Here is a 26,172-nt window from a genome sequence, read left to right on the forward strand (position 1 = left end):
CTCCTTGCAGCGCCCCTCCTTGCAGCGGCGCCCAAGGAGCATGCTACCTGTCGCTCTTTCTGGCTCCCGTGCAACACGCTTCCGCCCCCTTTCCTCGATCCGTCCCTGCCCCAGCCTTTTTACCTGTTCCGCCTCGAGCGCTCTTCCTCTCTCCCACCCTCGCCCGCCGAAACCACCGTTGTTCTTGCCTCTCACCCGACTTTGGGTTAAATTTGCCGCTGGAATTTTCTCATGGGAAAAGGGAGGCGGCGTGCAGCAGCTCAAAATGATACCCAAGGTGGACAAGGTCCTGGAATGGCCCGCAGTGCGCGCGCTTTTGGAGCGCCATGCCCGGCCCCTGGTGCTGAAAGCCCTGCGCGTCGTGCTCGATGAACTCCGTGCCGCCGCCCTGAAGGGGACGCTCGCCAAGGACGCCTTCGGCGAGGCGGAGCTGGTAGCCTCCCTTACCCGGGAACTCGAGAAGCTCCAGGCGCCGAGCCTCAGGCGGGTGATCAACGGCTCCGGTATCGTGATCCACACGAACCTGGGGCGCTCCATCCTCCCCGAACCCGCCCGTCAGGCCCTGAACAACATCGCCTTTTGCTACTCGAACCTCGAGTTCGACCTGGCCGCAGGGGAGCGCGGCAGCCGCTACAGCCACGTCGAGTCGCTGATCTGCGAGCTGACCGGCGCCGAGGCCGCCATCGTGGTGAACAACAACGCCGCGGCGGTGCTCCTCGCCCTGACCGCGCTCGCCAATGGCCGCGAGGCGGTGGTGTCGCGCGGCGAACTGGTGGAGATCGGCGGTTCCTTCAGGATCCCGGACGTGATGCGGCTTTCCGGGGTGACGCTCAAGGAGGTCGGCACCACCAACCGGACCCACGCGAAGGACTACCGCGGCGCGGTGACCACCGAAACTGCACTCTTTCTCAAAGTGCACTGCAGCAACTTCGCGGTGGTCGGCTTCACCGCCGAGGTGGGCGCGGCGGACCTGGTCTCCCTGGGCGCCGAGTGCGGGGTGCCGGTACTGGCGGACATGGGGAGCGGCAACCTGGTGGACTTCGCCGGCAAGCTCCCCTGCGATGAGCCGACGGTGCAGGAGTTCGTGCGCGCCGGGGTGGACGTGATCACCTTCAGCGGCGACAAGCTTTTGGGCGGCCCGCAGGCCGGCATCATCGTCGGCAAGAAGGCCTTCATCGAGCCGATGAAGAAGCACCAGCTCCTGCGCGCCCTGCGCATGGACAAGCTGACCCTCGCCTCGCTGGAGGCGACCCTGGGGCTGTACCGCGACGAGCTCGTGGCCTTGCGCGAGATCCCCACCCTGCGCATGCTCACCATCCCCTACTCCGAACTCGCCGAGCGGGCCCGGCGTCTCGCGCGCCAGCTGCGGCGTAGGATCCCCGCAGCTGTGACCCTGGCGCTCGTCGAGGGGTTCTCCCAGGCCGGCGGCGGCACACTGCCGCTTTTGAACCTCCCCACCCTGCTCATCGAGGTGCGCCGCGAGGGGCTCTCCCCCAACGACATCGAGGCCGCCCTGCGCGGTTTCTGCGTCCCGGTCATCGGCAGGATCTCCAAGGGGGGCTTCCTGCTCGACCCGCGCACCCTCCTGGAGGGCGATCTCGCCGACTTGGCCGCGGCACTCACCTCGCTCGCCTGAGCCTGGGATCCCCGGCTGCACGAAGTTCTTGGATATTTGAGCGCGCCGCTGTATAATCGGCCCCTTATACCAGACAACTCTTTCATGAGGCATCGTGTGAAAAAGATCTACGCCCTGATTCCCGCCGCGGGGATGGGAAAACGGATGGGGGCGGGGCACAACAAGCAGTACCTGCAGTTGGAGGGGAGGCCGATCCTGGCCCACACCCTCAAGGTGTTCCAGGAGGCTCCCTGCATCGACGGGATCTACCTGGTCTCCCCTGAGGCGGAGATCCCCTTCTGCCAAAAAGACGTGGTGGAGCGCTACGGCTTCTCCAAGGTGCGCGCCGTGGTACCGGGTGGGGCCGAGCGCCAGCACTCGGTGTACAACGGGCTCTGTGCCATCGAGGAGGCGGGCCCTGACGACCTGGTGCTGATCCACGACGGGGTGCGCCCCTTCGTGACCGGCGCCATCCTCGAGGCGGCCGCCCAGGCCGCGGACCGCTTCGGCGGCTGCGTGGTGGCGGTACCGGTGAAGGACACCGTGAAGGTCGCCCGCGACGGCATCGTCACCGCGACGCCCCCCCGCGAGGAGCTCTGGCTCGCCCAGACCCCGCAGGCCTTCCGTTACGGCATGATCCGCGCGGCTCACGACGCCGCGGCCGCCCAGGGGTTCCTGGGGACCGACGACGCCTCCCTCTTCGAGCGCCAGGGGTGGCCGCTGCACCTCGTCGCCGGCGACTACCGCAACATAAAGATCACCACGCCCGAGGACATGATCCTCGCCCAGGCGTTTTTGGACCACGCGCAGCACTGATACTTTAAGAAGGGGGGACATCAATGAGGATTGGACACGGCTACGACGTACACCGGCTGGTTGCCGGCAGAAAGCTCATCCTGGGCGGCGTCGACGTCCCCTACACCAAGGGCCTTCTGGGGCACTCGGACGCCGACGTGCTCCTGCACGCGCTCTCCGACGCCATCTTGGGCGCCATCGGCGAGGGGGACATCGGCAAGCATTTCCCGGACACCGACCCCGCCTACAAGGGGGCCGACAGCCTGAAACTCTTGCGCCACGTGATGGCGCTCGCCGACGCCAAGGGGTACCGGATCGGCAACGTTGACGTGACGGTAGTGGCGCAGCGCCCGAAGCTTGCCGGTTACATCCCGCAGATGCGGGTGAACATCGCGCGCACCCTCTCCTGCGACGAGGAGCGGGTCAACGTGAAGGCGACCACCACCGAGGAACTCGGCTTCGCCGGCCGCGGCGAGGGGATCGCCTCCTACGCGGTGGCACTATTGGAAAACAAGCGCTAGCGGTTTGCCGCGCCAGACGGCGCCAGCGTATAATGAGAGCGGCGGCACCCGGCAACTGCGGCGCACCAGCGCGCGGCAGAACACGGCCCGCTCAGTGAACAGACCAACTACTCCAACGCGCCTCACCCATGAAGGCGCCAGGGATCGAGCTCATGACCACCGAAATCCAGACACCCGAGAAACCGACCAACTTCATCCGCAACATCATCAACGAGGACCTGAAAAACGGCAAGCACACCGGCATCGTGACCCGTTTCCCTCCCGAGCCGAACGGCTACCTGCACATCGGCCACGCCAAGTCGATCTGCCTCAATTTCGGGCTCGCGCTCGACTACCAGGGGCGCTGCCACCTGCGTTTCGACGACACGAACCCCGCCAAGGAGGAGATCGAGTACGAGGACTCCATCCGCGAGAACGTGAAGTGGCTCGGGTTCGAGTGGGGCGAGCACCTGCACTACGCCTCGGACTACTTCCAGGCCTTCTACGACCATGCGGTGACCCTCATCAAGAAGGAGCTCGCCTTCGTGGACGACCTCTCCGCCGAGGAGATGCGCGCCCACCGCGGCAACCTGAACGAGCCGGGCAAGGAGAGCCCCTGGCGCACCCGCTCCGTCGAGGAGAACCTCGACCTCTTCAGGCGCATGCGCGCCGGCGAGTTCGAGGACGGCTCCAAGGTCTTGAGGCTCAAGATCGACATGGCCTCCCCCAACCTCAACCTGCGCGACCCGGTCATCTTCCGGATCAAGAAGGTGGAGCACCACCGCACCGGGGACACCTGGTGCATCTACCCGATGTACGACTACGCCCACTGCATCTCGGACTCCATCGAGGGGATCACCCACTCCATCTGTACTCTGGAGTTCGAAGACCACCGCCCGCTCTACGACTGGGTGCTGGACAAGCTGGAGGTCCCCTGCCACCCGCAGCAGATCGAGTTCGCCCGGCTGAACCTCTCCTACACCGTGATGAGCAAGCGCAAGCTCCTCGAGCTGGTGCAGGAGAAGCTCGTCGACGGCTGGGACGACCCCCGCATGCCGACCCTGGTCGGCCTCAGGCGCCGCGGCTTCACCCCGCAGTCGATCCGCGCCTTCTGCGAGACCATCGGCGTGGGCAAGAGCGACAGCTTCATCGACATGAGCATCCTTGAGGAGGCGGTGCGCGAGGACCTGAACCAGCGGGCGCCGCGCGCCATGGCGGTCTTGAAGCCGCTCAAGGTGGTAATCGACGGGTATCCCGAGGGTGACGGCGAGGCGTTCGAGGCGGCGAACCACCCGAACGACCCCGCGCTCGGCACCCGCAAGGTCCCCTTCTCGAAGGTGATCTACATCGAGCGGGACGACTTCCAGGAAGAGCCGGAAAAGGGGTTCTTCCGCCTTGCCCCGGGTCGCGAGGTGCGCCTGCGCTTTGCCTACATCGTGCGCTGTGAAGAGGTGGTAAAAGACGCAAGCGGCGAAGTGGTCGAGTTGCGCGTCAGCTACGATCCGGCTTCGCGCGGCGGTACCGCCCCCGACGGGCGCAAGATCAAGGGGACCATCCACTGGGTCTCCGCGGCCCACGCGATGGACGCAGAGGTGCGCCTCTACGACCGGCTCTTCACCGTCCCGAACCCCGGCGGCAAGAACGAGGCGGATTACCGCGAGAACATCAACCCGAAGTCGATCGAGGTGCTCACCGGCTGCAAGCTGGAGCCCTCCCTGGCCAAGGCCGGCGTCGACGACCGCTTCCAGTTCGAGCGCCTGGGGTACTTCTGCCCGGACTCCCGCGACTCGAAGCCGGAATCGCTGGTCTTTAACCGGACCGCGACCCTGCGCGACTCCTGGGCCGAAAAGAAATAATCAGGCATTGAACCGCAGAGGGGCACAGAGGAACACAGGGGAAGACCTAAAGCTCTTTTAGGTTTTTTGGTTTTCCTCGGTGATCCTCCGTGTCCTCTGTGGTTCACGCTTTTACTGCAATCACCAAAGAGGAAATCCCCATGTCCCTTCGCGTCTATAACACCCTCTCCGGCAGCAAGGAGGAGTTCGTCCCGCTTACCCCCGGCAAGGTCGGCATGTACGTCTGCGGCGTCACCGTCTACGACAACTGCCACATCGGCCACGCCCGCGCCGGCGTGGTCTTCGACATGATCTACCGCTACCTGGGCGCCAAGGGGTTCGAGGTCAACTACGTCCGCAACTACACGGACATCGACGACAAGATCATCAACCGCGCCAACCGCGAAGGGGTCCCCTACAACGTGATCTCCGAGCGCTACATCCACGAGTTCGACGTGGACATGGCGCGCCTGTTCATGCTGCTCCCCACCCACCAGCCCAAGGCGACCGAGCACATAGCCGAGATCATCGGCCTCATCGAGCGGCTCATCGAGCGCGGCTTCGCCTACCAGGCCGGCAGCGACGTGAACTTCTCGGTGGACAAGTACGAAAGCTACCTGAAGCTCTCCAAAAGGAACCTCGAGGACATGCAGGCCGGCGCCCGCATCGAGGTGGACGAGCGCAAACAGCACCCGATGGACTTCGCCCTCTGGAAGGGATCGAAGCCTGGCGAGCCGTTCTGGGAATCCCCCTGGGGACAGGGGCGTCCCGGGTGGCACATCGAGTGCTCCGCCATGAGCATGAAGTACCTGGGCGAGACCTTCGACATCCACGGCGGCGGTAAGGACCTGGTCTTCCCGCACCACGAGAACGAGATGGCGCAGACCGAGGCGGCCACCGGCAAGCCCTTCGTCAAGTACTGGATCCACAACGGCTTCGTGAACATCAACGCCGAGAAGATGTCCAAGTCGCTGGGGAACTTCTTCACCATCAAAGAGGTGCTCGAGCGCTACGACGCCGAGGTGCTGCGCTTCTTCCTGCTCTCGGCCCACTACCGCTCGCCCATCGACTTCTCGGACCAGAACCTCAAAGACGCCGAGGCTGGCCTGGAGCGGATCTACAAGGCGCTGGCCGGCGTGGACGAGAGGCTTCAGGGAGCCGAGGATCCGGCCCGGACCGAGGAGTGCGCCGAGCTCGAGGAGAAGTGCCAGGGGCTCGCGACGCGCTTTACCGAGGCGATGGACGACGACTTCAACACGGCCCTTGCCCTGGGTCACGTCTTCGACCTGGTGCGCGCCATCAACAAGTGCCTCCCGCACGCCCCGAAGGCGCTCCTGGGCCAGGTACAGGCCGAGGTGGCCACGGTGGCAACGGTTTTGGGGGTGCTGGATTCGAAGCCGGCCGAGTTCCTGGAGCGGATCAAGGCACGCAAGACCGAGGGGATGGAGATTGCGGTAGAGGAGATCGAGCGCCTCATCGCGGAGCGTGCCGAGGCGCGCAAGGCGAAGGACTTCAAGAAGAGCGATCAGATCAGGGACGAGCTCCTGGCGAAAAACATCGTCCTGCTGGACAGCGCTCAGGGGACTACCTGGCAGGTCAAGTAGGAAAAACTCCGTCAAAATTTCGTCTTTTCTGTCAGAAGCGTGGCGGGAGAGGCGTGGTGTCGGGTGCTTAAACCCTGCTGTTGCGGCTGCATCGGGGCGGCTGGCCCGGTTCTAAAACCGGCCGCCGCTACCGGGCCGCCTTCGGGAAGGGTGTCCCAGAATGACACAAAAAAAGGCCGCAGCAAGCGGCCGTTTTTTGGTTTGCGGTGGGTGCAGGCGGCCCGTTAGGCCGCCTGTTTGTCCATAGCCCTCGACTTCACGAGCTCCATCGCTTCGCGCATGATGTCGGAGACGCTCTTCTTGGTGCTCAGCATGATCTGCTCGAGGGTCTCGCGCTCTGCGTCGCTGATCCTCATGGAAATGACGTTGTACCTCGGATTCTCTCTCATTCTGCCCATTTTGTTCACCCCTTAGGTTATGTGTGAAATGATGTGCTACACACCCATAATATTGCTATATGCGTGCCAAGCACCCAAAATGGTAAAGCGTCTACATAACTCTCTGTAATCTCACGCGATTTAAAAACACCATTAATATTTTGTTATATTTCTCCGTATACAAAGTGCGCCACTTTTGGCACACGCCTGCCAAATCTACCCAATTGTATCATTTTGACCTATCTGGGGCCGCCTTGTTCTGAAAATCACTCGTCGAACTCCTCCTCACGGGCGCGAATGAACCTCCCTTTGAGCCCGTGCTTGTCCAAAAGCCGGTAAAACGTGCGCCTGGGGATATTGGCAAGCTGTGCCGCTTTTGACACATTGCCTCCGGCGTCCGCTAAATAGCGTTGAATGAGCTTCTTCTCCACCCGGAGCACGTGGGGCTCCCGCTCCTTCTTAAAGGACCGCAGATCAATGGGTTCCTCCCCTTCTTCGGCGTAGCTCTCGGCGAAGGAGAGCGGCAGGTTCCCCAGCTTTATCACGTCGTCGTGGGTGAGCACCGCAGCACGCTCGATGACGTTCTGCATCTCGCGGATGTTCCCCGGCCACGGGTACTTCACCATGGCGTTAACCGCGCGCTCCTCGATCCCCTCGATGTTCTTGTTCAGCTTGTTGCGGGCCTTCTCGAGGAAGTGGTGTGCCAGTTGGGGGATCGACTCCACGCGGCTTCTCAAGGGGGGCATCATGATCGAGAAGACGTTCAATCGGTAGTAGAGGTCCTCGCGGAACCACCCTTCCCGCACCCCGTCCTCGAGCGACTTATTGGTGGCGGCGATAAGGCGCACGTCTACCCGCTTGGCTACCGTGCCACCTACCGGGCGCACCTCGCCCAGGTCGAGTACGCGCAAAAGCTCCCCCTGCAGCTTCGGGGTGATGTCGCCGATCTCATCCAGGAAGATGGTGCCGCCGTCGGCCGCCTCGAAGAGCCCCTTCTTGTCCGCGACCGCGCCAGTGAAGGACCCCTTCTTGTGGCCGAAGAGCTCGCTTTCCAAGAGCGAATCGGTGATGGTGGTGCAGTTAACGGTGACCAGCGGCTTGTCGTTTCTCTTGGAGTAGCGGTGGATGGCGCGCGCCGCGAGCTCCTTGCCGGTCCCGGACTCGCCGCGCACCAGCACCGTCGTCGGGGTCGGCCCGACCTGCTTAATCTGCTCCAACACCTCCAGGGTGCGGCTGTCGCTCCCCACGATGAACTCGTCGCCATACTCGCGGTCCAGTTCGCGTTTGGCCAGTTCGTACTTCTGGATCAGGCGGCCGCGCTCCTCCTCGAGCTGCTGCAGGTTGTGGGGGAGGCACATCTCCAGGTCGGCGAGCCCCTGGTAGACCGCCACCGCGTACTCCCGGCAGGTCCGGTAGCCGCAGGTCCTGCAGTTGAGCTCGTCCTTCTGGGTGAACTTGTTGGTGGCCTGCAGGATCTTCTTGACGTCGGCCCCTTTCGGGATCGGGAGCTTCGCGTGCTTGCTCGAGAAGGTGCGCTTCAGCGGCACCGGATCCGCGTCCTGGTACGCGGGGGTGACCCGGTAGGGGGTCTTCTTGCGGTAGTGGGAGATCACCAGGTTGCGCCTGGAGTACTCGGTGAGGTCGTCGTTGCGCCCCGGGCCGCCGATGCAGCCGTCGTAGCAAAAGCGCAGGTCGACGAGTTTCGGGCTGATCCTCCCGGCGGCGAGGTCTTTCACGATCCCCATGACGTTCACCTCCCCCTCGGCGGTCACCACCTCGGTGTCCAGGGGATCCGCCTCGATGCCGAAGGCCTTGAAGGAGCCCTGGGAGAGGGCGAAGATGCGTCCCATGTTGGGCTCGCGGCCGTCGAAGGGGGCGTCGTCCAGCGCGGCGAGGTCAATGGCGCGGGCCCGGAACATCGATTCGAGTTCGCGGTAGGTGAGCACCACGTCCACGGCCCCCTTGGTCTCCTCGGCCTGCACCTCGAACTTTCCCGCCATGCAGGAGCTGATGTAGATCACCTTGACCCGGTCACCCAGGACCTGCTTCACGAAGCGCCCCATGGCGAGCATGTGGGTGACCACCGGGACCAGGTTGCCGATCAGCTGCGGGTAGTGCCGCTCGACCAGGTCGACGACCGCCGGGCAGTGCGACGAGATGAGCGGCAAGTCCGCCGAGCGGATCGCCTCGGCGTACTCGCCGGCAATAAGCTCGACGCCGCTCGCCCCCTCGTGTACCTCGGCAAACCCCAGCTGGTGCAGCCCCGCCGCGAGCTGCCCCGGCGAGGCGTAGTGGAAAAAGGCGGGGAACGAGCAGCCGAGTACCGCCACCACCGGCCCCCCCGAGCCGAGCAGCTCTTCGGTTTTGGTGATGTTGTCGGCGATGACCTTGGCGTGCTGGGGGCAGGTGCTCAGGCAGTTGCCGCAGCCGATACAGCGGTCGAAGATGATCTCGGTGTAGTTTTTCTCGACCTTGATCGCCTTGACCGGGCAGCTGCGCACGCAGGAGTAGCATTTGCGGCACTGATCGGTAATGGTGACTATCGGGTACATGGCGCCTCGTATAGGATTTTTGCGCTACTATAAACCATCAGCCAAAAGTGTGCAACAAATGGCACAGACCCTCTGCAAAGGGAAACAACCGGCACGACACTGCCCCGAAGGCGCCCTGGGACGGCAGTCCAACTGGGGAGGCGGAGTTCGGACAAAAAAAACCCTAGCGACTAGGAGGGCAAGTCAGCTAGGGGAAGGAGGATCCGACGATCCTCCGCAACTCTAAACTTTGATTTTATTATAGCTCCCCCCCCAAAGTCGGGCAAGGTACTTATTTGTCGGCTTTTTTACCTCACCTGTGGTTATCCGGGGCTAATGCGGCCTACCGGGGACTCCCCGCGTAGGCGGGATTGCACCTCCCCCCTTTGCTGTGCTATACCTCTGCTTAGTGTTGATGGTACTTGAAAAGGCCGCTCACGTTGGACCGAGCCGGCCACAATGGAGTCTAGAATGCGCGCCCGTCACGCCGCCTTGCGGCTGCTTCTCATTGTCACCCTGCTCTGCCTCCCGCTCCTGCTGCACGCTGCCGAGATCCCGAAAATCCCTGCGCCACCCGTTGGCGAGCGCTGGTTCACCATCATCGTCGGCGGCGAGCGGGTCGGTTTCGCCCACTTGAGCATCGCAGAGGCCCCCGGCGGCTACCGGATCGACAGCGACGGCAGCGTCAAGATGCGGATCATGGCGGTTTCCCGCGAGGCAACCACCAAGGAAAGCTACCTGGTGGGAAGAGATCTGGCCCTGCGCTCCTTCAGCGCCGAGAGCCGGGTCGATGGCAGCCCGCTCACGGTGCGCGGCGAGCTGACCTCCAAGGGGATCAAGGTCACCACGGAGTCGGGGGACGGCAAAAAAGAGCGCACGCTGAAAGTCAAGGGGCCCGTATACCCACCGCCGGTGCTCAACTTTTACCCGCTGATCCAGGGCGCCCCGGTCGGCAAGACCCTGAAGCTCGCCATGCTGGACAGCGAATCGGTTAAGGTCAAGCAGGTCAAGGTCGAGGTGGTCGGTGTCGAGACCCTGGCCCCGCAGGGGACCGTGGTGCACCTGCGCAACAACCTGTATCCCGTGGTCGACAACGACATCTGGGTCGACCTGAAGGGGAACACCGTCAAGGAATCGGTGCGTGACGACCTGGTGCTGACCGTGGCCGAGGAGGAAACCACCGCCAAGGCGGCCCTGGCCGAGGCCGCGCTCGCCAAGAACGACCTGGCCCTCGATTTCAGCCTGGTGAAGCTGAGCCCGCCGCTGGAGCGCCCCGCGCAGCTGAAGAAGCTGGTGCTCGACCTCTCCGGGTTCCCCGCTGAGTTTCCGCTGCTCCAGGGAAGCGCACAACAGGTGAGCCGGCTCGACAACGGCACGGTCCGCTTTACCAACCCCAATCCCGCCTTCCACCCCGCGCCCGCTGACCAACCGGTGGCGGCGGACCTGGAACCGGGACAACGGATTCCCAGCGACAACCCGAAGATCGTAGCCCTGAAAAACGAGATCCTCGGTTCCCAGACGGATCCGGCCCAGGGCGTCCGTCTCCTGGTTCAGTGGGTAGCCAGGGAGATCAAGGCTGCGGTGACCGACAACCAGTCACCGGTCGAGACGCTCACCTCCCGGGCCGGCAACTGCCAAACCCACACCCGGCTCTACACCGCGCTGGCCAGGAGCGCCGGCATCCCGACCCGCTTCGTTTCCGGGCTGGTGTACGCCGACGGCAAGGGATTTCTTTACCACGCCTGGGCCGAAAGCTACCTGAACGGCACCTGGGTTCCAGTGGATCCGACCTTCGGCGAGGTCCCCGCGAACCTCACCCACCTGAAGCTGGTGCAGGGTGACAGCAACGACGATCTCGCCCTGTTGGCGGGCGTGATCGGCAGGCTGAAGGCAAAGGTCGTGGAACAGGGTTACTGAAGCGGTTTCGATTAATCGGGACGGCGTAGCTGCTGAGCCCGCGAGGTCCCGTCTTTTAGGCGGGACCTTTTTTGCGCCCACCCCCCCCATCTCGCGGAGACACCGCCCCAGCCTAGGTGAGGTGCAGTAGCGGATAGCGCTCCAACTCTTCCCGGGTCCACAGCGACAGCCCCGCCCGCGGGCCGACCGTCTCCAGCGCGAGGATGGCGTCCGGATCGTCGAAACTGATCTCCCCTTCGTTGCCCGCCATCTCGAGCGCCTCAAGGAGGTAGGTGTCCAGAAAGCGCTCCTCGTCGAGGCTGGAGAGCTTCCCCTTGAAACCGCGCCAGTGCATGCGCAGATAGAAGCTGCACCCGCCGAGCTCCGGGAGCCAGCGCTGTACCGCGCGGCGCGCCTTCCCCTCGAAATCCGCCGCATTTTGAAAGGAAAAGGTCTCGAAAACCGGCATGACCCGCGCCAGCGGAGCCAGCGCTTCGGGGTCGCGCACGGCCTCGCGGCGCAGCGTCTCCAGCAGTTGCCAGGGCTCCTCCTGGTGCATGAGCAGGATGTTGAAGTAGTCGGTGCGATCCACGTTGCCGTAGTGTTCCAGAAGCTTGCGCGCCGGATTGAAGCCACCCTCGTTGACGGTGATCACCACGTTCCAGTCGTGCATCGCCCTCTCCTCCAGCAACAGCGGAACCGGTGTCTGAAATCCCGGAAACACATTAACAGACCCCAAGGAACTCGCCAAGTCTAGCATGACATCGGGAAGTCGTCAAAGCGGCGCAGATTTTTCTGGTGGGAAGGACCGTAAGGCCAATGAATACGCGGGGGATAGGACCTTCACACGACAAAAAAAGGGCCGGCATCGAGGAGATGCCGGCCCTTTACCTATAGGGTCGTACGGAAAACAGACAGGAAACTTCCGAGGGGAACCAGGATCCTAACGCCCCAGGGCCTCCACGATTTCCCGGCGGGCTTCGCCGATGGTGAGGGGGATGCGGGAGAAGGGTACCCCCTCCTCGTGTTTAAGTTTGTAGATCAGCTCGGCTATGTGGGGGAGACGCAGCTTCACCTGCTGCAGTTCTTCGGGGGCGGTGAAGACCTCTTCGGGCGTCCCGCCGCGCACCAGGCGGCCGCGGCTTAGAATGTGGAGTTGGTGCAGGAAGATGGGAACCAGGTCCACGCTGTGGGTGGCCATGACGATGGTGACCCCCTGTTCGCGGTTGAGCCGGGTCAAGAGCTCCATCATCCGGTATTCGCCCATCGGGTCCAGCCCCGCCGTCGGCTCGTCCAAGAGCAGGATCTCGTGCCCCATGGCCAGGAGCCCGGCGATGCAGACCCGCTTCTTCTGGCCATAGCTTAAGTTGTGGATCCCCTTGGCGGCAAACTCCGCCATGTCGACGCTGGCCAGGGCCGAGAGCACACGCTCGCGCACCTCCGGCTCGGCACACCCCATGTTACGCGGCCCGAACGCGGTGTCCTCGAAAACCGTGGTGGCAAAGAGCTGATCGTCGGGGTTCTGGAAGACGAGGCCGACCTTGCGGTAGATGTCGCGCGGGTGCAGCTTCGTCACGTTCTCACCGTCGAGGAGCACCTCGCCCCGGTACCCCTTGATGAGCCCGTCCATGATCTTGAGCAGGGTGGTCTTACCCGAGCCATTGGATCCGAGGATTCCGGCGAACTCGCCGCGCGCCACCTGAAGGCGCAGATCGGCAAGCGCGACGGTGCCGTCGGCGTATTTGTACTGTTCGAGGTTGACGGAAATCCTGACCGGGTTCACGGGGGTCCTTAAAAGCGGCAGCGTTGCCGTCAGATGAAGCGGATGAGCGCCAGGGAGCTCACGAAGAAGAGGGAGCAGAAGACCTGGCGCGCCACGAACGGTTTATGCAGCAGCATCGGCATCTGGCCGTCGTAGCCGCGCTGCACCATTGCAGTGGTGACGCTCTGGCTGTTGTCGAATGCCTTGATGACCAAGACGCCGGCGAGAGTGCCGAAGGAGCTCAGGCCGCGCCGGTAGCCGACGTAGCCAAGCCGGTTGCGCTGGGCATGGTAGACCACCTGGGCGTCCTCCAAAAGCAGGAAGAGATAGCGCCAGGCGAAGAGCGCTACGTCGATGAGCGACTGGGGGACCCGCAGCCAGGAGAGCGCCGCCATGAGTTCAGTGAAGGGGGTGGAGAAACCGACCACCGCGAGGATGGTGACCCCGCCGGCGATCCGTCCGGCGATCTGCACCCCCTCCCAGAGCCCGTCCCGGTGCCCCACCAGCTCGATGCCGGCCAGGTGCCAGGTGAAGAGCGGCAGGTTCCCGGCGCAGAACAGCTTGAGGATCAATACGGTGCCCGCGATGAAGACGGGCTCCGAAAAGCGCAGCGCCAGTGTCTTCGGAGTAACGCCGAGGTTCAGGCAGAGGGCCAGCGACAGCACCGTCACCACGAGAGAGAAGGCGATTCCGTGCGAGCTGATCACCAGCCCCAAGAGCGCGAAGGCGCTCAAGAGCTTCACCCGCGGATCGAGCGCGCTGACCCAGTGCGAGGGATCGAAGGTCTGTCGGGTGATGTGATGGTGCATGCTGGTAATCCTCGGGAGCGGCTCCGGCTTTCCGGGGGAAAGCCACCGGGCACAGTAGCAGAAGCGTGCGGCAAACTCAACCGTTCAGGTGAGAAGGCTCCTTGGGCCTCGCCTGCGGCCGGGTGCGGCCCCGGTTGCGGCTATGCCTTCTTTTTCACCAGCTCGCGCCAGTAGTAGCCGCCGGCAAAGCCGCCCAACGCACCGGCGACCAGGAAGGCGAAGAGCAGCAGATCGCCCGAGCCGGGATCGATAACCGGGGGCACGGCTTCACGCCCGTGTTCCTTGGCGATTTTCTCCACCACCGCCTCGTCCACCCCGTTCCAGGACTTCGGCGCGACGTTGAAGTGGCTGACCGCGAAGTAGAAGGTCGGCAGCGTGACGAGGTGCACCAGCACCATCTTCCAGGCGCATTTGTTAAACATGGTCAGGAACCTCCTGTTCGGTAATCACCTTCATCCTGACCAGGAGATCCGGACGTTTCTTGTACAAAAGCTGCACCATTCCCGCCGTGATCACCCCTTCCAGGATGCCGAGCGGCAACTGGGTCGGGATGAAGGCGATGACGACCTTGCTGAACAGCGGCAGGAACGGGGAGTTCCCCCGGATCCCGGCGGCGAGGATCAGGGAGGTGGTGGCATAGGTGCCCCAGTCGGCGAGGATGCCGGCGAGGAATCCGGCGACGCCGAGGCTCGCGCCCATGCGCCGCAGCGCCTTGAAGGTGAACCACCCCAGGAAGGAACCGACCACCCCCATGGAGAAGACGTTGGCTCCCAGGGTGGAGAGACCGCCGTGGGCCAGGAAGAGGGCCTGGATCAAGAGGGCGACTGCCGAGATCAGGACGCTCGCCAGCGGACCGACCAGGATGGCGGAGACCCCGGTGCCGCAGGGGTGCGAGCAGGTTCCGGCGGTCGGCACGGGGATCGGCATGCAGGAGATGATGAAGACGACCGCGGCTAATAGCCCCACCAGCGGCTTGAGCGAGAGGTCGTCACGGCTGAGGGCATTCAGCTGCCGCACCCCCAGGGCCACAAAGGGGAGCACCAGCACCGACCATAACACCGCCCAGTCAAAGGGGAGGATCCCCTCCGAGATGTGCATGGCGAAGGCAGGCATGGCGGAGAGAAGGCAACATATGGTGAGGCAGGTGATTCTGCCCATGGAAAAAACTCCTGTTGTACGGCCCGATGGCAAGCACGTTTCGACTTCGGGACGCCGGAGCGTCCCTGGCTGCCTTCCCGCGCCGGAGCGTGGGAACGAGGTTACGGGGTCATGAGGTCATGCGCCTCTGCTCCTCCCCCTTGCGGGAGGGGGCAGGGGGGTGGGGGAAGTTGCTACGAAGCACCTTGGTAGCTGGTGCCGACGTCCCCCTCACCCCGCCCCACACCCGCCAGGGGGGAGGGAGACTGTGTTAGCGGTTCCTTTTCCTGGACTGAAATGAGCCGGTGACGCGAAAAGAGCAAGCCCTTTTACACTTTGTCGCCGCAGAGGTACCCGGCGAAGAGTTTCCCGGCACCGCGCGACGCGCAGAAGTCGCCGCACATGGTGCAGGTCTGCTCGTCCTCGGGGACCCGGCTTTTCCTGATGGCCGCCGCGTCCTCGGGGTAGAGGGCGAGTTCGAACTGGCGCTCCCAGTTGAGGTCGCGGCGCGCCTTGCTCATCTCCTTGTCCCGCTCGCGCCCCTTTTCCGGGTACTTGTTCATGTCACCGATGTAAGCGGCGATCTTCGCGGCCTTCACCCCGACCCGCACGTCCTCCTCGTTGGGAAGCGCCAGGTGCTCGGCGGGGGTGATGTAGCAGATCAGGTCGGCGCCGTAGCGTGAGGACTGCGCGGCACCGATCGCCGCGGTGATGTGGTCGAAGCCGGGCGCCACGTCGGTGGAGATCGGCCCCAGCATGTAGTAGGGTGCGCCGCCGCTCATCCTTTTCTGCAGCTTGATGTTCCCCTCGACCTCGTCGAGCGGCACGTGCCCCGGCCCTTCCACCAGCATCTGGCACCCCATCTCGCGTCCGATCTCGGCGAGCTCGCAGTTGATCAGGAGCTCCTGGATCTGGGCGCGGTCGCTGGAGTCGTGGATCGCCCCGGCACGCAGGCCGTTACCGAGCGAAAGCACCGTGTCGTAGCGCTTGAGGATCTCCACCACCCGGTCGAACTTCTCGTAGAGCGGGTTCTCGCGGTTGTTGGCGAGCATCCAGGCGGCCATGCTGACCCCCCCCTTGGAGACCAGGCCGCCGTAGCGGTACCCCTGCTTCTTCAGGCGCTCCAGGGTGTAGAGGTTGATGCCGCAGTGCACGGCCATGAAGGACATGCCGTCGGCGCACTGGCGCTCGATCAGCTCGAAGAGGAGCTCCTCGTCGAGCTTGTTGGGATCGCCGTAGCGGCGGGCCGCCTCGCAGAAGGCCTGGTAGAGCGGCACGTTCCCGACGGGGAGATCGACCGCGGCGATCACCTCGCGGCGCACCCGGTCCAGGTCGCCCCCGACCGAGAGCTCCATGAGGGTGTCCGCGCCGGACTCCTGGGCCGCCAGCGCCTTACGCACTTCGGCCCCGTAGTCGATGATGTCCGAGGAGGTGCCGATGGAGGCGTTCACCTTGGTGCGCAGACCGGCGCCGATCCCCACTGCGCGCGGCTTGCTGATCCGGTTCCAGGGGATGACGATGCGCCCCCGTGCCACCTGTTCCCGGACGTACGCGCCGGTTACCCCTTCGTCCGCGGCCACTGCCGCCATCTGCGGGGTGATGATCCCCTCGCGTGCCTGTTCCAGCTGTGTTTTCAAGATGCCGCTCCTCGTATGAAATTTCTGCAGTGCTGCACAAAGTTGCCGGCCAGATCCGGAGAACTGCCGAAGTGAAGGTGGATATAGGAGGCGAGGCAGTTCCGGAAGCGAAAACCTTCCAGCCCCAGCAGCTCACCCTTGCGGCTCACCCGGTAGACCCGCTCGACAGTCGGCGGCATCGGCTCCATCTCGGAATAGTGGAACTCGTGGCCGCGCGCCCTGGTTCCTGCCGGTCCCAAAGGTGTTTCGGAGGCAAGCTCCACCTCGCGGTACCCCAGTGCCTTGTGTCTGGGGAGCATGCGGGTGGCAACCGGGAAGATCCCTACAAAGGGATGGTGGATCCCCCCGACCTCGACCCCTTGGCTCAGGTAGATGAAGCCGCCGCACTCGGCGTAAACCGGCAGCCCCGCCCCGATCGCCTTGTGAAGCGCACCCTTGAGCGCACGGTTCGCCGCAAGCCTCTCGGCGAAAAGCTCGGGATACCCCCCGGGGAGGTACACCCCTGCCGCCCCCTCCGGGAGCCGAGTGTCGGAAAGCGGGGAGAAAAAGGAGATCTCGGCACCCGCTTCCTCGAGCAGGCGCAGGTTGTCCGGGTAGCAGAAGCAGAAGGCGGCATCGCGGGCGACGGCGATCCGTAGCGCCCCTGCCTCGGCAGGTGCCGAAGGTGGCCCCGGCACGATTGCCGTTGTTTGAGCCATGGCGAGGATCCCCTCGAGGTCCAGGTGCTGCTCCATGACCCCGCGCAGGTGATCCAGAAACTCCCCCGAGAGCGGGTTTTCTTCCGCAGTGGTGAGCCCCAGGTGCCGGGAGGGTATGGCCAACCGGGGGTCCTTCGGGAGGCACCCCAGGACGGCGACATCCGGGCGGCTCGCAGCTACCGCCTCGCGCAGGATCCGCTCGTGGTTTTTGCTTGCCACGTTGTTGAAGATGACCCCTGCCACCCGCAGGGCGGGATCGAACGAGGCGAAGCCGTGCACCAGGGCCGCGGCGCTCCTCGCCTGGCTGCGGGCGTCCACCACCAGCAGCACCGGAGCCCCGATCAGCTTGGCGACCTCGGCCGTGCTCCCCGCCTCGGAAACCCCATCGATCCCGTCGAAAAGCCCCATCACCCCTTCCACGAGGGCGAGATCCGCCCCTTCCGTGTGCCGGGAGAAGGTATCGCGAACGAAGTCGTGCCCGCACATCCAGCCGTCCAGGTTCACCGAGGGGAGCCCGGTCACCAGACGGTGGTAGCCCGGATCGATGAAGTCGGGGCCGACCTTGAAAGGGGCGACCTTCAGGCCGCGCCGGGTCAGGGCGTGCATGAGGCCGAGAGTCAGGGTCGTTTTCCCGGAGCCGCTGTGCGGGGCTGCGATGACGATCGTTTTCATGGGAACCTGCGGGCTTAGCCGTTTATGAGCTGCACGACGCGGTTGCCGTCGGCGTAGTAGTCGACGATGTTCAGCGCGCAGTACTTCTGGTCGATGGCGAACATCGAGGAGAGCGGCGCGCCGATGGCGTCCAGCAGGACGATCCGGTTCACGCCGCCGTGCGCCACGACGAGGACCTCCTCGCCACGGTGTTTCTCGACCAGGTCCGAGAGGACCGGCAGCACACGCCCCGCCAGATCGGTAAGGCTCTCGCCTCCCGGCGCACGGAAATTGACCACGTCCGCCAGCCGCGCCGCCCACTCCTCGGGACGCTGCTTTTGCACCTCGCTCAGCGTCAGTCCTTCCCAGGCCCCGCAGTTCAGCTCGCGCAGCTCGGGGAGCGCCACCGGCGCCACGCCGAGGTAGGCCCCGAGGATCTCGCCGCCACGCCGGGTGCGGGTCAGGTCGCTCGTGTAGAGAGCCGTGATGCGCCCGGGCTCCAGGCGCGGCTTGAGGCCGTGGTACTGCTCGACGCCGCGCGGGGTGAGCCCCACGTCGTAGTGGCCGTTGTAGCACTGCCGCTCGACTTCGCCGTGCCGGATCAGGTGGATGCGGGTTTTCGGGGTCATCTGGGCTCCTAGAAAAATGCCTGCGAGCCGCGGCCGACCAGCGCCGCCAGCACGATGAGGCTCAGGATTTCGTTAAGTTCGCTGGCGCAACCGATCAGGTCTCCGGTCACCCCGCCCAGCCGGTTGTGGGCCCACGCCTTGAAACGCCAGGTGAAGAGATACAGCGCCAGGGTGCAGTAGAGCCCGTTCATCCCCAAAAGGAGGTAGGCCGCAACCAGGGTGGTGGAGTAGGCGATCAGGAACTGCGGTAACCCGGCCCCGCCGATGAAGGCGGCGCCGAGCCCGTCCTTCCTGGCCCGGGTCGCCCCCACGGTCATCTGCACCTGGGCGAAGCGGGCCACCAGCGGGAAGAACAGCAGCACCGCGCGCTTGTAGGGGGGCGGCACCGCCAGGAGTGCCTGGTACTTGATCCCCAGGGCGAGCACGAGCCCGACCGCGCCCACCGCGCCGACCCGGGAGTCCTTCATCACCTCGAGGAAGCGCTCCCGTGAGCCGCGCGCCGCCAGGCCGTCGCAGACGTCGGCGAGCCCGTCCAGGTGCAGGGCTCCGGTGACCAGGGCCAGCAGGGCGATGAGGATGAGGTCCACCAGGGCGCGCGGCAGAAGCGGCGCGACGAGGTAGTCAGCCCCGGCCAAAAGCGCACCCAGGGCGAGCCCCACCAGCGGGAAGAGGCTCATGGAGCGTCCCAGGTCCTCCTCCTCGCAGCGCACCGTCAGGGGGAGCGGGATGATGGTCAAGAACTGGAAGGCGAGCAGGAACAGTCTCATGTGAGGCTCCTTCCGGGCACGGCTACCCTTCCGAAACGCCGGCCTCGGCGAAGGTTGCCATTTCGTTGAGGACCTTAAGCCCGGCATCGATGAGCCCCATGGCGAGCGCCGCACCGGTCCCCTCCCCCAGGCGCAGTTTCAGATCCAGCATGGGAGTGGCGCCGATGCGCTCCAGCATCATCCGGTGGCCGATCTCCACCGAGGCGTGGGCGGCGAAGATGTATTCGCGTACGCAGGGGTGCATCTCGCAGGCGATCAGGGCACCCGCGGTGGAGATGAAGCCGTCGACCACCACCGGGAGCCGGTTGGCCGCGGCGCCCAAGACCAGGCCGGCGATGCCGGCGATCTCCAGGCCGCCGACTTTGGCGAGGACGTCGAGGGGGTCGTTGGGATCCGGGCGGTTCAGCTCGAGGCCCGCCTCGATGACCTTGATCTTGTGCTCCAGCGCGCCGTCGTTGATGCCGGTGCCGCGGTGGGTCACCTCACGGACGCTGCAGCGCGAGAAAGCGGCGATGATCGCCGAGGAGGGGGAGGTGTTGCCAATCCCCATCTCGCCGGTGCCTACCATGGTCACCCCTTCGGCCTTGGCCTGCGCGGCGAGCTCGATGCCGACCTCGAGGGCTGCCACCGCCTCCTCGCGGGTCATGGCGCTCCCCTTGGCGAAGTTGCGGGTCCCCTTGGCGATCTTCTTGATGATGAGCCCCGGGGCCGGTTCGAAGTCGTAGTCGACGCCGATGTCCACCACCCGCACCTCGGCGCCCGAATGGCGCGCCAGCACGTTCACCCCGGCGCCGCCGCGCAGGAAGTTGAGCACCATCTGCGGGGTGACTTCCTTGGGGAACAGCGAGACCCCCTCCTCGACGATGCCGTGGTCGCCGGCGAAGGTGAAGATGACCTTCTTGCCCACCTGCGGGCTCAGGTCGCCGGTGATGGCGGCGAAGCGGCGCGCCACCTCTTCCAGGGTGCCCAGCGAGCCGAGCGGCTTGGTCTTGTTGTCAAGCTTCGCCTGGGCCTGGGCCAGGAGGGTTTCGTCGACGGGGGCAATGGCGGCGAGGGTACGGTTGAGCAGTTCCATGGGTTGGGGTCTCCTTTTTTTCGACCGGCCAGATTGGTCGGATCGGTCCGATCAAAGTGGTTGTCGGTAGTGCCGCAGGTTATTTCAGCTTGAGCGGCAGCCCGGAAATGGTGGCGTAGACTTCATCCGCCGCAGCGGCGATAAGCTGGTTCGCCTCGCCGGCCAGGTCGCGGTAGGCGCGGGAGAGCGGGTGCTCGGGGACGATCCCCATGCCGACCTCGCTGGTGACGATCACCAGGGGGGTGGTCCAGCCGGCAAAGCGCCCGGTGAACTCGCGCACCCGCTCGAGCGCCTCCGGGGCGCCGCCGGGCGCGCTGAACATCAGGTTGGAAAGCCACAGGGTCACGCAGTCGAGCAGGACCACGCTGTAGCTGCCGTCGATCCGGCTCAGCGCCTCGGCCACGGCAAGAGGCTCCTCGACGGTCACCCAGTCGCTGCCGCGCCGGCCACGGTGGCGCTCGATGCGCTCGGCCATCTCGGCATCTCCCGCCTGGCCGGTGGCCAGGTAGCCGCGCGGCCCGGGATAGACCTCGGCCAACTGCTCGGCGAAACGGCTCTTGCCGCTGCGCGTCCCCCCCGTCACCAGGGTAACTCTGGACATGAAAAAACCCCCCTTCCGACGGAAGGGGGGCGTTGTTGAAAATCGTGAAAAGGCACGATGCCAGCGGGAGCCCCTCTGCCACGGAGGTTGCATTCTGCGGTCATCCGGGCAGGTTTCCTGACTTACGGGTCCACTTACTCACCGCGCCTTCCCGATACTCTCAGTGGCATTGTTGCGGCTTTCATCACCGTTCACAGTTGCGGGACAGCGAGGGATTTGCACCCTCTTCCCTTTTAACCCCTCTCGGGGCACCTGGACGAGCTATTTATTTGTGACTGACCTTGTAACAGAGGGGTGCATCAATGTCAATCGGTAAGCTCTTTGGGCTCTACCGAAGCATCCTCCTGAGAGGCGGTACCCGGCTCAGTGACCGGGGGGAGCGCCGCCTTTGCCAGTAGGGCGTCGATCCGGTCCCAAATACCCTCTTTACCTTCCTTGGAAAGTGCCGAAAAGTAGTTCAGGTCACCTTTATCGAGACCCATGCGCTGCATGATCACGGCACTCTGCTTGGCCCGCTCGTTCTTGGAGACCTTGTCGCACTTGGTCACCACGACGATGGGGGGGATACTGAAGGCCCGCAGCCACTCGAGCATCTGCAGGTCTTCGTCCACCGGGACCCGGCGGATGTCCAGGATCAGCACGACACCGACCAGGTTCTCGCGCTTGGAGAGGTAGGTCTCCATCATGGGTCGCCAGTTGCGCTTCACATCCAGCGGCACCTTGGCGTAGCCGTATCCGGGGAGGTCGACCAGCATGAAGTCCTGGTTCACCTGGAAGAAGTTGATGAGCTGGGTGCGCCCCGGGGTGGAACTGGTTCGCACCAGGTTCTTCCGGTTCACCAGCACGTTGATGAGGCTCGATTTCCCCACGTTGGAGCGTCCGGCGAAGGCGATCTCGGGGAGATCCCCCTCCGGGTAGTGGGCGGGCTTGGTGCCACTTTTAATGAATTCAGTTGTTTTTACGATCACTCGACGACCTTCTTCTTTAATTTTCGGCCAGTATAGACCGCTCACCCGGCAGGTTCAATCATTAAATCCCCTATTCCCAGGGGCTAACCGTATGCTATAGTACATGGCGGTCAACGCCGCCTCACACTCAAGGACGATCCAGGTATGAACAAAGAACTCGAAAACGCCATCATGAGGGCAGCCGATCTGCCCACCATCCCGGTCGTGGCGATCAAGGTGATGCAGCTGATCGAAAGCGAGTCGGCGACCGCAGACGAGCTGGCCAAGATCGTGGCCTCGGACCCTGCCGTGGCCGCGCGGGTGCTCAAGATCTCCAATTCGTCCTTCTACGGCTGCCAGCGCCAGATCCAGACCCTTTCCAGCGCCATCGTGGTGCTCGGCTTCAGCACCCTGCGCAGCCTGGTGGTCGCCGCCTCGGTGAAGCAGGTCTACCGCCCCTACGGGCTCACCGAGAAGATGCTCTGGGAGCACTCCTTTGCCGCAGGGCTCGCCGCCCGGATCATCGCCGGCCAGACCAAGGCGGTCAACGAGGAGGAGGCGTTTCTCGCGGGGCTTTTCCACGACATCGGCAAGATCATCATGAACACCCTGGACCGCAACAAGTTCCAGGAGGTCATGCAGCACTGCTACAACGAGGGAATTTCCTTCCAGGAGGCGGAGAAGGGGGGCTTCACCTTCGGCCATGACGAGGTGGGCGCCTACGTGGTAAAAAAGTGGAACATGCCGGATACGCTCTCGGTGGCGATCCTGCAACACCATCGGATGGAATTCAGCATCGAGGTTCCCCCGGCACTGGTGACCCTGACCGCGGTCACCTCGCTGGCCGACCAGTTCTGCCTGAAGCTGGGGATCGGCGCCCGCGCCCCCCAGGAGAACCTGGACATCGCCGGCTCCCAGGCCGCCCGCCTGTTGCGGCTCCCCGCCGACCGGATCGCCGCCCTGCTGGAGACCTTCGGCACCGCCTTCGAGACCGACCGCGCGCTCTTTCTGAGTTGAGCGTCGAAAAAGGCAGAATCAGCCACTGGCGCCGGCACTACTCCCGGTCCCCCTCCGGCTCCGCATCCTGCTCCGTGGCGCTGCGCAGCCGCGCCTCCTCGGAGATGCTGACACTGTCCTTGCCCCTCTTTTTCTCGGGCGGTTTTTCCCGCTTACGCTGGCGCTCCTGCCCCCCCGCGTCCGGATCGATGCGCAACCTCCCCGGAATCCTGTCGACGCTGTAGCTCATGCTCTCCTCCTCGTGCGGCCAGGGGCCTGCATCAAAAAAAACGCCGGCCGGCATCATACCAGTTGACAGAACCCCATGGGAAGCTAATTAATAGTCTCGGCACGCACCCTCCCGTGCCCTGGACATACGGCTTGTACAGCGCCAAACGCTGATGTATACTTGCCAACTTGGTGGGAATTCTCTCATAAAGTAGGACTACATCGTAATGAGACTGAATACGAAGCTGGTGATGATCATGCTCTCCATGCTGATCATCGCCATGTTGATCCTCTTCATCCTGAACCAGTTCAGCCAAAACGACCTGGTCCAGGAGATCCAGGAAAGTTCCACCGTGGTGTCGAAGGCGATTCAGTTGAGCGTCGAAGATCTGACCTCCGAAACGGACGTAGAGTCCTCCCGCCTTAAGGAATATCTGCAGCAGGCACGCAACAAGGGGATCAGCCAGATCAACATCATCAACAACGAGGGGGAGATCATCAACTCCTCGGACCCGGAACAGGTCGGCAAGAAGCGCGAGATCAAGAAGCTGGAGAAGGGGCTCAAGGCCTCGCGGCGCGGCGTCGACTCCGGAACGCTCAAGCCCTACGACCTGGTGGTGCCGGTCATCGTCGGCGACGAGCAGCTCGGTTACGTGCAGGTCAACATCCTGTTGGACAACATCCGGGACATCCAGCACGCGAACTTCGTCAGGCGCCTGGTGGCAACCACCTTGGTCTTCCTGTTCGGCATGTTCCTCACCATCTTCCTGGCCCGCCGCTACACCTCGCCGATCCATCGGCTGGCCACCGGGGTGAAGGACGTCTCCGAGGGGGACCTGAGCGTCACCTTCGACGTGGCGAGCGACGACGAGATCGGGGAGCTGGCCCAGAACTTAAACGAGATGGTGGAAAAGCTCAAAGAGCGCGAGCTCTTGGAAAAACGGCTCTACGAGGCTGAGCACCTCTCCAAGGTGGGGCAGCTCGCCTCGGGAATCGCCCACGAGATCAGGAACCCGCTCAACTACATAAGCCTCGCCATCGACCACCTGAAAAGCGAGCTCCTGCCTGCCTGCCAGGGGCGCGGCGCGGAACTGGAGTCGATCACCAACACCATCAAGGAAGAGGTGCGCAAGGCGAACTACATGGTGCTGAACTTCATGAACTACGGGCGCCCCCTGAAGCTCAGGCTGCAGCAGGTGAGCTACCCGGAACTGCTGGACAAGGCGATGACCATCCTGGAGGACAAGCTGAAGGAGGCCCGCGTGGAGGTGCGCCGGGAGATTCCGGAGGGGCTTCCCCCCATGCTGGTCGACCCGGAGCTGATGCGCAACTGCCTGTGCAACTTCATCACCAACGCGGCCCAGGCCATGCCGCAGGGGGGAACCATCACCCTCGGTGCGGGGGTGGACCACGAAGCGGAGGAGGTCCGGCTGAGCTTCAGCGACCAGGGGGTGGGGATCGAGCCCCAGGACCTGGAGAAGGTGTTCCAGCCCTACTTCACGACGAAGGAGGCCGGCATCGGCCTGGGACTCGCCATCACCGAACGCATCATCAGGGAACACGGCGGGAGCCTCGAGGTCGAGAGCAGCCCGGGTAACGGCACCACCTTCACCGTGCGGCTCCCGCTGCGGTAACCGATTATCTCAACCTCAACCTCAACCTTAACCTCAACCTGTTTATTTAGATTGGAGCAGCAATGAGTGGCAGCATCCTGATAGTTGACGACGAAAAAGGGCAGCGCGACATCCTCTCCGCCATCCTGAGCAAGGAAGGGTACGACATCGTGACCGTCCCCGGCGGGCGCGAGGCGCTCGAGGAGCTGGAGAAAGGGGAGTTCGACCTCCTGCTCACCGACCTCAAGATGCAGGGGATGTCCGGCATGGAGCTCATGGAGCGGGTCCTCGCCGAGAACCCCGGCCAGTGCGTGATCATGATGACCGCCCACGGCACCATCGACTCGGCCAAGACCGCCATCAAGATGGGAGCCTTCGACTACCTGGAAAAGCCGCTGGAACGCGACGACCTGATCCTCACCCTGCAGCGCGCCTTCGAGAAGATCAACCTCCTGAAGGAGAACCGGGTGCTGCACAAGCGGCTCGCCGAGACCCGGATGCTCCCCAACATGATCGGCGAGCACCCGAAGATGATGGAAGTGGCGAAGATGATCAACAAGATCGCCCCCACCTCCACGACCGTACTCATCTACGGCGAGTCCGGCACCGGCAAGGAGCTGGTGGCACGCGCCATCCACGACGGCTCGCCGCGTCGGGACAAGGCCTTCTTCGCCATCAACTGCGCCGCCATCCCCGACTCGCTCATGGAGAGCGAACTCTTCGGGCACGAGAAAGGTTCCTTCACCGGGGCCGGCACCCGCGAGATCGGCCTTTTCGAGGCGGCCGAGGGGGGGACCGTCTTTCTGGACGAGATCGGCGAGATGAACATCGCCATGCAGGCGAAACTCTTGCGCGCCATCCAGGAGAAGGAGATCCGGCGCGTGGGGGGGAAGATGAACATCCCGGTGGACGTCCGGATCATCTCCGCCACCAACAAGGACCTCGAGCAGGAGACCCGCAAGGGGGCCTTCCGCGAGGACCTCTTCTACCGCCTCAACGTGATCCGCATCACGCTCCCCCCCTTGCGCGAGCGCGGCAACGACATCCTCACCCTGGCCAATTTCTTCCTGAAGAAGTACAGCGAGTCGAGCGGCATCACCCTGAAGGGGATCAGCAAGCCGGCCCTTAAGATCCTCCTCGAGTACAGCTGGCCCGGCAACGTGCGCCAGCTGGAATCGGTCATCGAGCGCGGCGTGCTCATGGCCGAGAGCGACTACATCCAGCCGGAGGACCTGCCGGCCGAGGTGCACCACGAGGCCTCCCCCGCCGGGAGCCTCCCCTTCGAGTTCCCCGCCGGGGGGATCTCCATCGACGAGTTGGAGCGGGACCTGATCATCAAGGCGATGCAGCGCGCCGACTGGGTGATCAGCAAGGCCGCGCCCCTTCTGGGCATGAGCTACAAAACACTACAGTACCGGCTGGAGAAATTCGGCATCGGCAAGCCGGAGTAAGCCGCCGGTTGAAAAGGA

23 protein-coding genes, 1 pseudogene and 1 riboswitch are annotated in these 26,172 nt (G+C 64.1%); of the genes and pseudogenes, 9 read left to right on the top strand and 15 right to left on the bottom strand.

Translation table 11 applies throughout. The features are described 5' to 3' along the window. Positions 1–265: 265 nt before the first annotated feature. From selA to cysS, 5 genes are all read left to right on the top strand, one after another. Entirely contained in the window at positions 266–1,636 is a 1,371-nt protein-coding gene (gene selA, locus GMST_RS04350) for an L-seryl-tRNA(Sec) selenium transferase (RefSeq protein WP_183353784.1), read from the top strand. A 96-nt stretch (positions 1,637–1,732) separates the two neighbouring features. Continuing rightward, positions 1,733–2,431 carry a 2-C-methyl-D-erythritol 4-phosphate cytidylyltransferase gene (ispD, locus tag GMST_RS04355; protein WP_281379892.1) on the top strand — a complete coding sequence of 233 codons (699 nt, stop codon included), beginning with the start codon at positions 1,733–1,735 and terminating at the stop codon, positions 2,429–2,431. 23 nt (positions 2,432–2,454) lie between these two features. After that, positions 2,455–2,931 carry a 2-C-methyl-D-erythritol 2,4-cyclodiphosphate synthase gene (ispF, locus tag GMST_RS04360; RefSeq protein ID WP_183353408.1) on the top strand — a complete coding sequence of 159 codons (477 nt, stop codon included), beginning with the start codon at positions 2,455–2,457 and terminating at the stop codon, positions 2,929–2,931. 152 nt (positions 2,932–3,083) lie between these two features. Next, positions 3,084–4,766 (top strand): glutamine--tRNA ligase/YqeY domain fusion protein, encoded by a 1,683-nt coding sequence (locus GMST_RS04365; protein WP_183353409.1) that lies wholly within the window; start codon positions 3,084–3,086, stop codon positions 4,764–4,766. Positions 4,767–4,906: 140 nt separating this feature from the next. Beyond that, positions 4,907–6,349, top strand: coding sequence for a cysteine--tRNA ligase (gene cysS, locus GMST_RS04370; protein ID WP_183353410.1), 1,443 nt, complete (start codon positions 4,907–4,909; stop codon positions 6,347–6,349). A 224-nt stretch (positions 6,350–6,573) separates the two neighbouring features. On the opposite strand, the gene GMST_RS04375 is transcribed toward cysS, so the two are convergent. Together GMST_RS04375 and GMST_RS04380 are read right to left on the bottom strand one after the other, a co-directional pair. Next, positions 6,574–6,747: a ribbon-helix-helix protein, CopG family gene (locus GMST_RS04375; protein ID WP_183353411.1), complete on the bottom strand. Its 174-nt coding sequence runs from the start codon at positions 6,745–6,747 to the stop codon at positions 6,574–6,576. A gap of 245 nt (positions 6,748–6,992) precedes the next feature. Then, positions 6,993–9,278 (bottom strand): sigma 54-interacting transcriptional regulator, encoded by a 2,286-nt coding sequence (locus tag GMST_RS04380; protein ID WP_183353412.1) that lies wholly within the window; start codon positions 9,276–9,278, stop codon positions 6,993–6,995. Between the two features lie 450 nt (positions 9,279–9,728). Between GMST_RS04380 and GMST_RS04385 the strand changes: the two genes are divergently transcribed. Then, on the top strand, positions 9,729–11,174 hold the full coding sequence (locus tag GMST_RS04385) for a transglutaminase-like domain-containing protein (protein WP_183353413.1): 1,446 nt from the start codon (positions 9,729–9,731) through the stop codon (positions 11,172–11,174). A 112-nt stretch (positions 11,175–11,286) separates the two neighbouring features. On the opposite strand, the gene GMST_RS04390 is transcribed toward GMST_RS04385, so the two are convergent. The 12 genes and pseudogenes from GMST_RS04390 to yihA form a co-directional block, all read right to left on the bottom strand. Further along, entirely contained in the window at positions 11,287–11,826 is a 540-nt protein-coding gene (locus tag GMST_RS04390; RefSeq protein WP_183353414.1) for a hypothetical protein, read from the bottom strand. 270 nt (positions 11,827–12,096) lie between these two features. Then, complete coding sequence (locus GMST_RS04395) at positions 12,097–12,936, bottom strand: energy-coupling factor ABC transporter ATP-binding protein (protein WP_183353415.1); 840 nt, start codon at positions 12,934–12,936, stop codon at positions 12,097–12,099. Between the two features lie 29 nt (positions 12,937–12,965). After that, positions 12,966–13,724: a cobalt ECF transporter T component CbiQ gene (cbiQ, locus tag GMST_RS04400; protein WP_183353416.1), complete on the bottom strand. Its 759-nt coding sequence runs from the start codon at positions 13,722–13,724 to the stop codon at positions 12,966–12,968. Positions 13,725–13,864: 140 nt separating this feature from the next. Then, positions 13,865–14,050, bottom strand: a pseudogene (locus tag GMST_RS04405) (cobalt ABC transporter permease); the annotation flags it as partial. Positions 14,051–14,138: 88 nt separating this feature from the next. Next, on the bottom strand, positions 14,139–14,882 hold the full coding sequence (locus tag GMST_RS04410; protein WP_183353418.1) for an energy-coupling factor ABC transporter permease: 744 nt from the start codon (positions 14,880–14,882) through the stop codon (positions 14,139–14,141). A gap of 308 nt (positions 14,883–15,190) precedes the next feature. Next, positions 15,191–16,498, bottom strand: coding sequence for a phosphomethylpyrimidine synthase ThiC (thiC, locus tag GMST_RS04415; protein ID WP_183353419.1), 1,308 nt, complete (start codon positions 16,496–16,498; stop codon positions 15,191–15,193). Further along, complete coding sequence (locus GMST_RS04420) at positions 16,495–17,868, bottom strand: cobyrinic acid a,c-diamide synthase CobB (protein ID WP_183353420.1); 1,374 nt, start codon at positions 17,866–17,868, stop codon at positions 16,495–16,497. The genes thiC and GMST_RS04420 overlap by 4 nt, the downstream gene beginning before the upstream one ends. A 14-nt stretch (positions 17,869–17,882) precedes the next feature. Further along, entirely contained in the window at positions 17,883–18,476 is a 594-nt protein-coding gene (locus GMST_RS04425; protein ID WP_183353421.1) for a histidine phosphatase family protein, read from the bottom strand. 8 nt (positions 18,477–18,484) lie between these two features. Continuing rightward, positions 18,485–19,243: an adenosylcobinamide-GDP ribazoletransferase gene (gene cobS, locus GMST_RS04430; protein WP_183353422.1), complete on the bottom strand. Its 759-nt coding sequence runs from the start codon at positions 19,241–19,243 to the stop codon at positions 18,485–18,487. Between the two features lie 22 nt (positions 19,244–19,265). Beyond that, on the bottom strand, positions 19,266–20,318 hold the full coding sequence (cobT, locus tag GMST_RS04435) for a nicotinate-nucleotide--dimethylbenzimidazole phosphoribosyltransferase (RefSeq protein ID WP_183353423.1): 1,053 nt from the start codon (positions 20,316–20,318) through the stop codon (positions 19,266–19,268). A gap of 79 nt (positions 20,319–20,397) precedes the next feature. Continuing rightward, positions 20,398–20,919 (bottom strand): bifunctional adenosylcobinamide kinase/adenosylcobinamide-phosphate guanylyltransferase, encoded by a 522-nt coding sequence (gene cobU / locus GMST_RS04440; RefSeq protein ID WP_183353424.1) that lies wholly within the window; start codon positions 20,917–20,919, stop codon positions 20,398–20,400. 90 nt (positions 20,920–21,009) lie between these two features. Further along, a riboswitch (cobalamin riboswitch) is annotated at positions 21,010–21,190 on the bottom strand. Between the two features lie 34 nt (positions 21,191–21,224). Beyond that, a complete protein-coding gene (gene yihA / locus GMST_RS04445; RefSeq protein ID WP_216629477.1) occupies positions 21,225–21,887 on the bottom strand; it encodes a ribosome biogenesis GTP-binding protein YihA/YsxC in 663 nt (220 codons plus the stop codon). 144 nt (positions 21,888–22,031) lie between these two features. On the opposite strand from yihA, the gene GMST_RS04450 reads away from it, so the two are divergent. Then, a complete protein-coding gene (locus tag GMST_RS04450; protein WP_183353425.1) occupies positions 22,032–22,883 on the top strand; it encodes an HDOD domain-containing protein in 852 nt (283 codons plus the stop codon). 37 nt (positions 22,884–22,920) lie between these two features. Here GMST_RS04450 and GMST_RS04455 read toward each other — a convergent pair whose 3' ends face one another. Next, positions 22,921–23,112 (bottom strand): hypothetical protein, encoded by a 192-nt coding sequence (locus tag GMST_RS04455; RefSeq protein WP_183353426.1) that lies wholly within the window; start codon positions 23,110–23,112, stop codon positions 22,921–22,923. A gap of 205 nt (positions 23,113–23,317) precedes the next feature. Between GMST_RS04455 and GMST_RS04460 the strand changes: the two genes are divergently transcribed. Continuing rightward, positions 23,318–24,724 carry a sensor histidine kinase gene (locus GMST_RS04460; RefSeq protein ID WP_183353427.1) on the top strand — a complete coding sequence of 469 codons (1,407 nt, stop codon included), beginning with the start codon at positions 23,318–23,320 and terminating at the stop codon, positions 24,722–24,724. A 62-nt stretch (positions 24,725–24,786) separates the two neighbouring features. After that, entirely contained in the window at positions 24,787–26,154 is a 1,368-nt protein-coding gene (locus GMST_RS04465; protein WP_183353428.1) for a sigma-54-dependent transcriptional regulator, read from the top strand. Positions 26,155–26,172 lie beyond the last annotated feature (18 nt).

The sequence above is a fragment of the Geomonas silvestris genome (assembly GCF_014193515.1).
Classification (GTDB): domain Bacteria; phylum Desulfobacterota; class Desulfuromonadia; order Geobacterales; family Geobacteraceae; genus Geomonas; species Geomonas silvestris.

Coding starts and splice junctions, on each gene's coding strand:
- cobS (WP_183353422.1), bottom strand. CDS start 19,243: ATGAGACTGTTCCTGCTCGCCTTCCAGTTCTTGACCATCATCCCGCTC.
- GMST_RS04455 (WP_183353426.1), bottom strand. CDS start 23,112: ATGAGCTACAGCGTCGACAGGATTCCGGGGAGGTTGCGCATCGATCCG.
- cobU (WP_183353424.1), bottom strand. CDS start 20,919: ATGTCCAGAGTTACCCTGGTGACGGGGGGGACGCGCAGCGGCAAGAGC.
- GMST_RS04460 (WP_183353427.1), top strand. CDS start 23,318: ATGAGACTGAATACGAAGCTGGTGATGATCATGCTCTCCATGCTGATC.
- cysS (WP_183353410.1), top strand. CDS start 4,907: ATGTCCCTTCGCGTCTATAACACCCTCTCCGGCAGCAAGGAGGAGTTC.
- cbiQ (WP_183353416.1), bottom strand. CDS start 13,724: ATGCACCATCACATCACCCGACAGACCTTCGATCCCTCGCACTGGGTC.
- selA (WP_183353784.1), top strand. CDS start 266: ATGATACCCAAGGTGGACAAGGTCCTGGAATGGCCCGCAGTGCGCGCG.
- GMST_RS04375 (WP_183353411.1), bottom strand. CDS start 6,747: ATGGGCAGAATGAGAGAGAATCCGAGGTACAACGTCATTTCCATGAGG.
- GMST_RS04465 (WP_183353428.1), top strand. CDS start 24,787: ATGAGTGGCAGCATCCTGATAGTTGACGACGAAAAAGGGCAGCGCGAC.
- GMST_RS04385 (WP_183353413.1), top strand. CDS start 9,729: ATGCGCGCCCGTCACGCCGCCTTGCGGCTGCTTCTCATTGTCACCCTG.
- GMST_RS04410 (WP_183353418.1), bottom strand. CDS start 14,882: ATGGGCAGAATCACCTGCCTCACCATATGTTGCCTTCTCTCCGCCATG.
- GMST_RS04420 (WP_183353420.1), bottom strand. CDS start 17,868: ATGAAAACGATCGTCATCGCAGCCCCGCACAGCGGCTCCGGGAAAACG.
- GMST_RS04450 (WP_183353425.1), top strand. CDS start 22,032: ATGAACAAAGAACTCGAAAACGCCATCATGAGGGCAGCCGATCTGCCC.
- cobT (WP_183353423.1), bottom strand. CDS start 20,318: ATGGAACTGCTCAACCGTACCCTCGCCGCCATTGCCCCCGTCGACGAA.
- GMST_RS04390 (WP_183353414.1), bottom strand. CDS start 11,826: ATGCACGACTGGAACGTGGTGATCACCGTCAACGAGGGTGGCTTCAAT.
- GMST_RS04365 (WP_183353409.1), top strand. CDS start 3,084: ATGACCACCGAAATCCAGACACCCGAGAAACCGACCAACTTCATCCGC.
- GMST_RS04380 (WP_183353412.1), bottom strand. CDS start 9,278: ATGTACCCGATAGTCACCATTACCGATCAGTGCCGCAAATGCTACTCC.
- GMST_RS04425 (WP_183353421.1), bottom strand. CDS start 18,476: ATGACCCCGAAAACCCGCATCCACCTGATCCGGCACGGCGAAGTCGAG.
- ispF (WP_183353408.1), top strand. CDS start 2,455: ATGAGGATTGGACACGGCTACGACGTACACCGGCTGGTTGCCGGCAGA.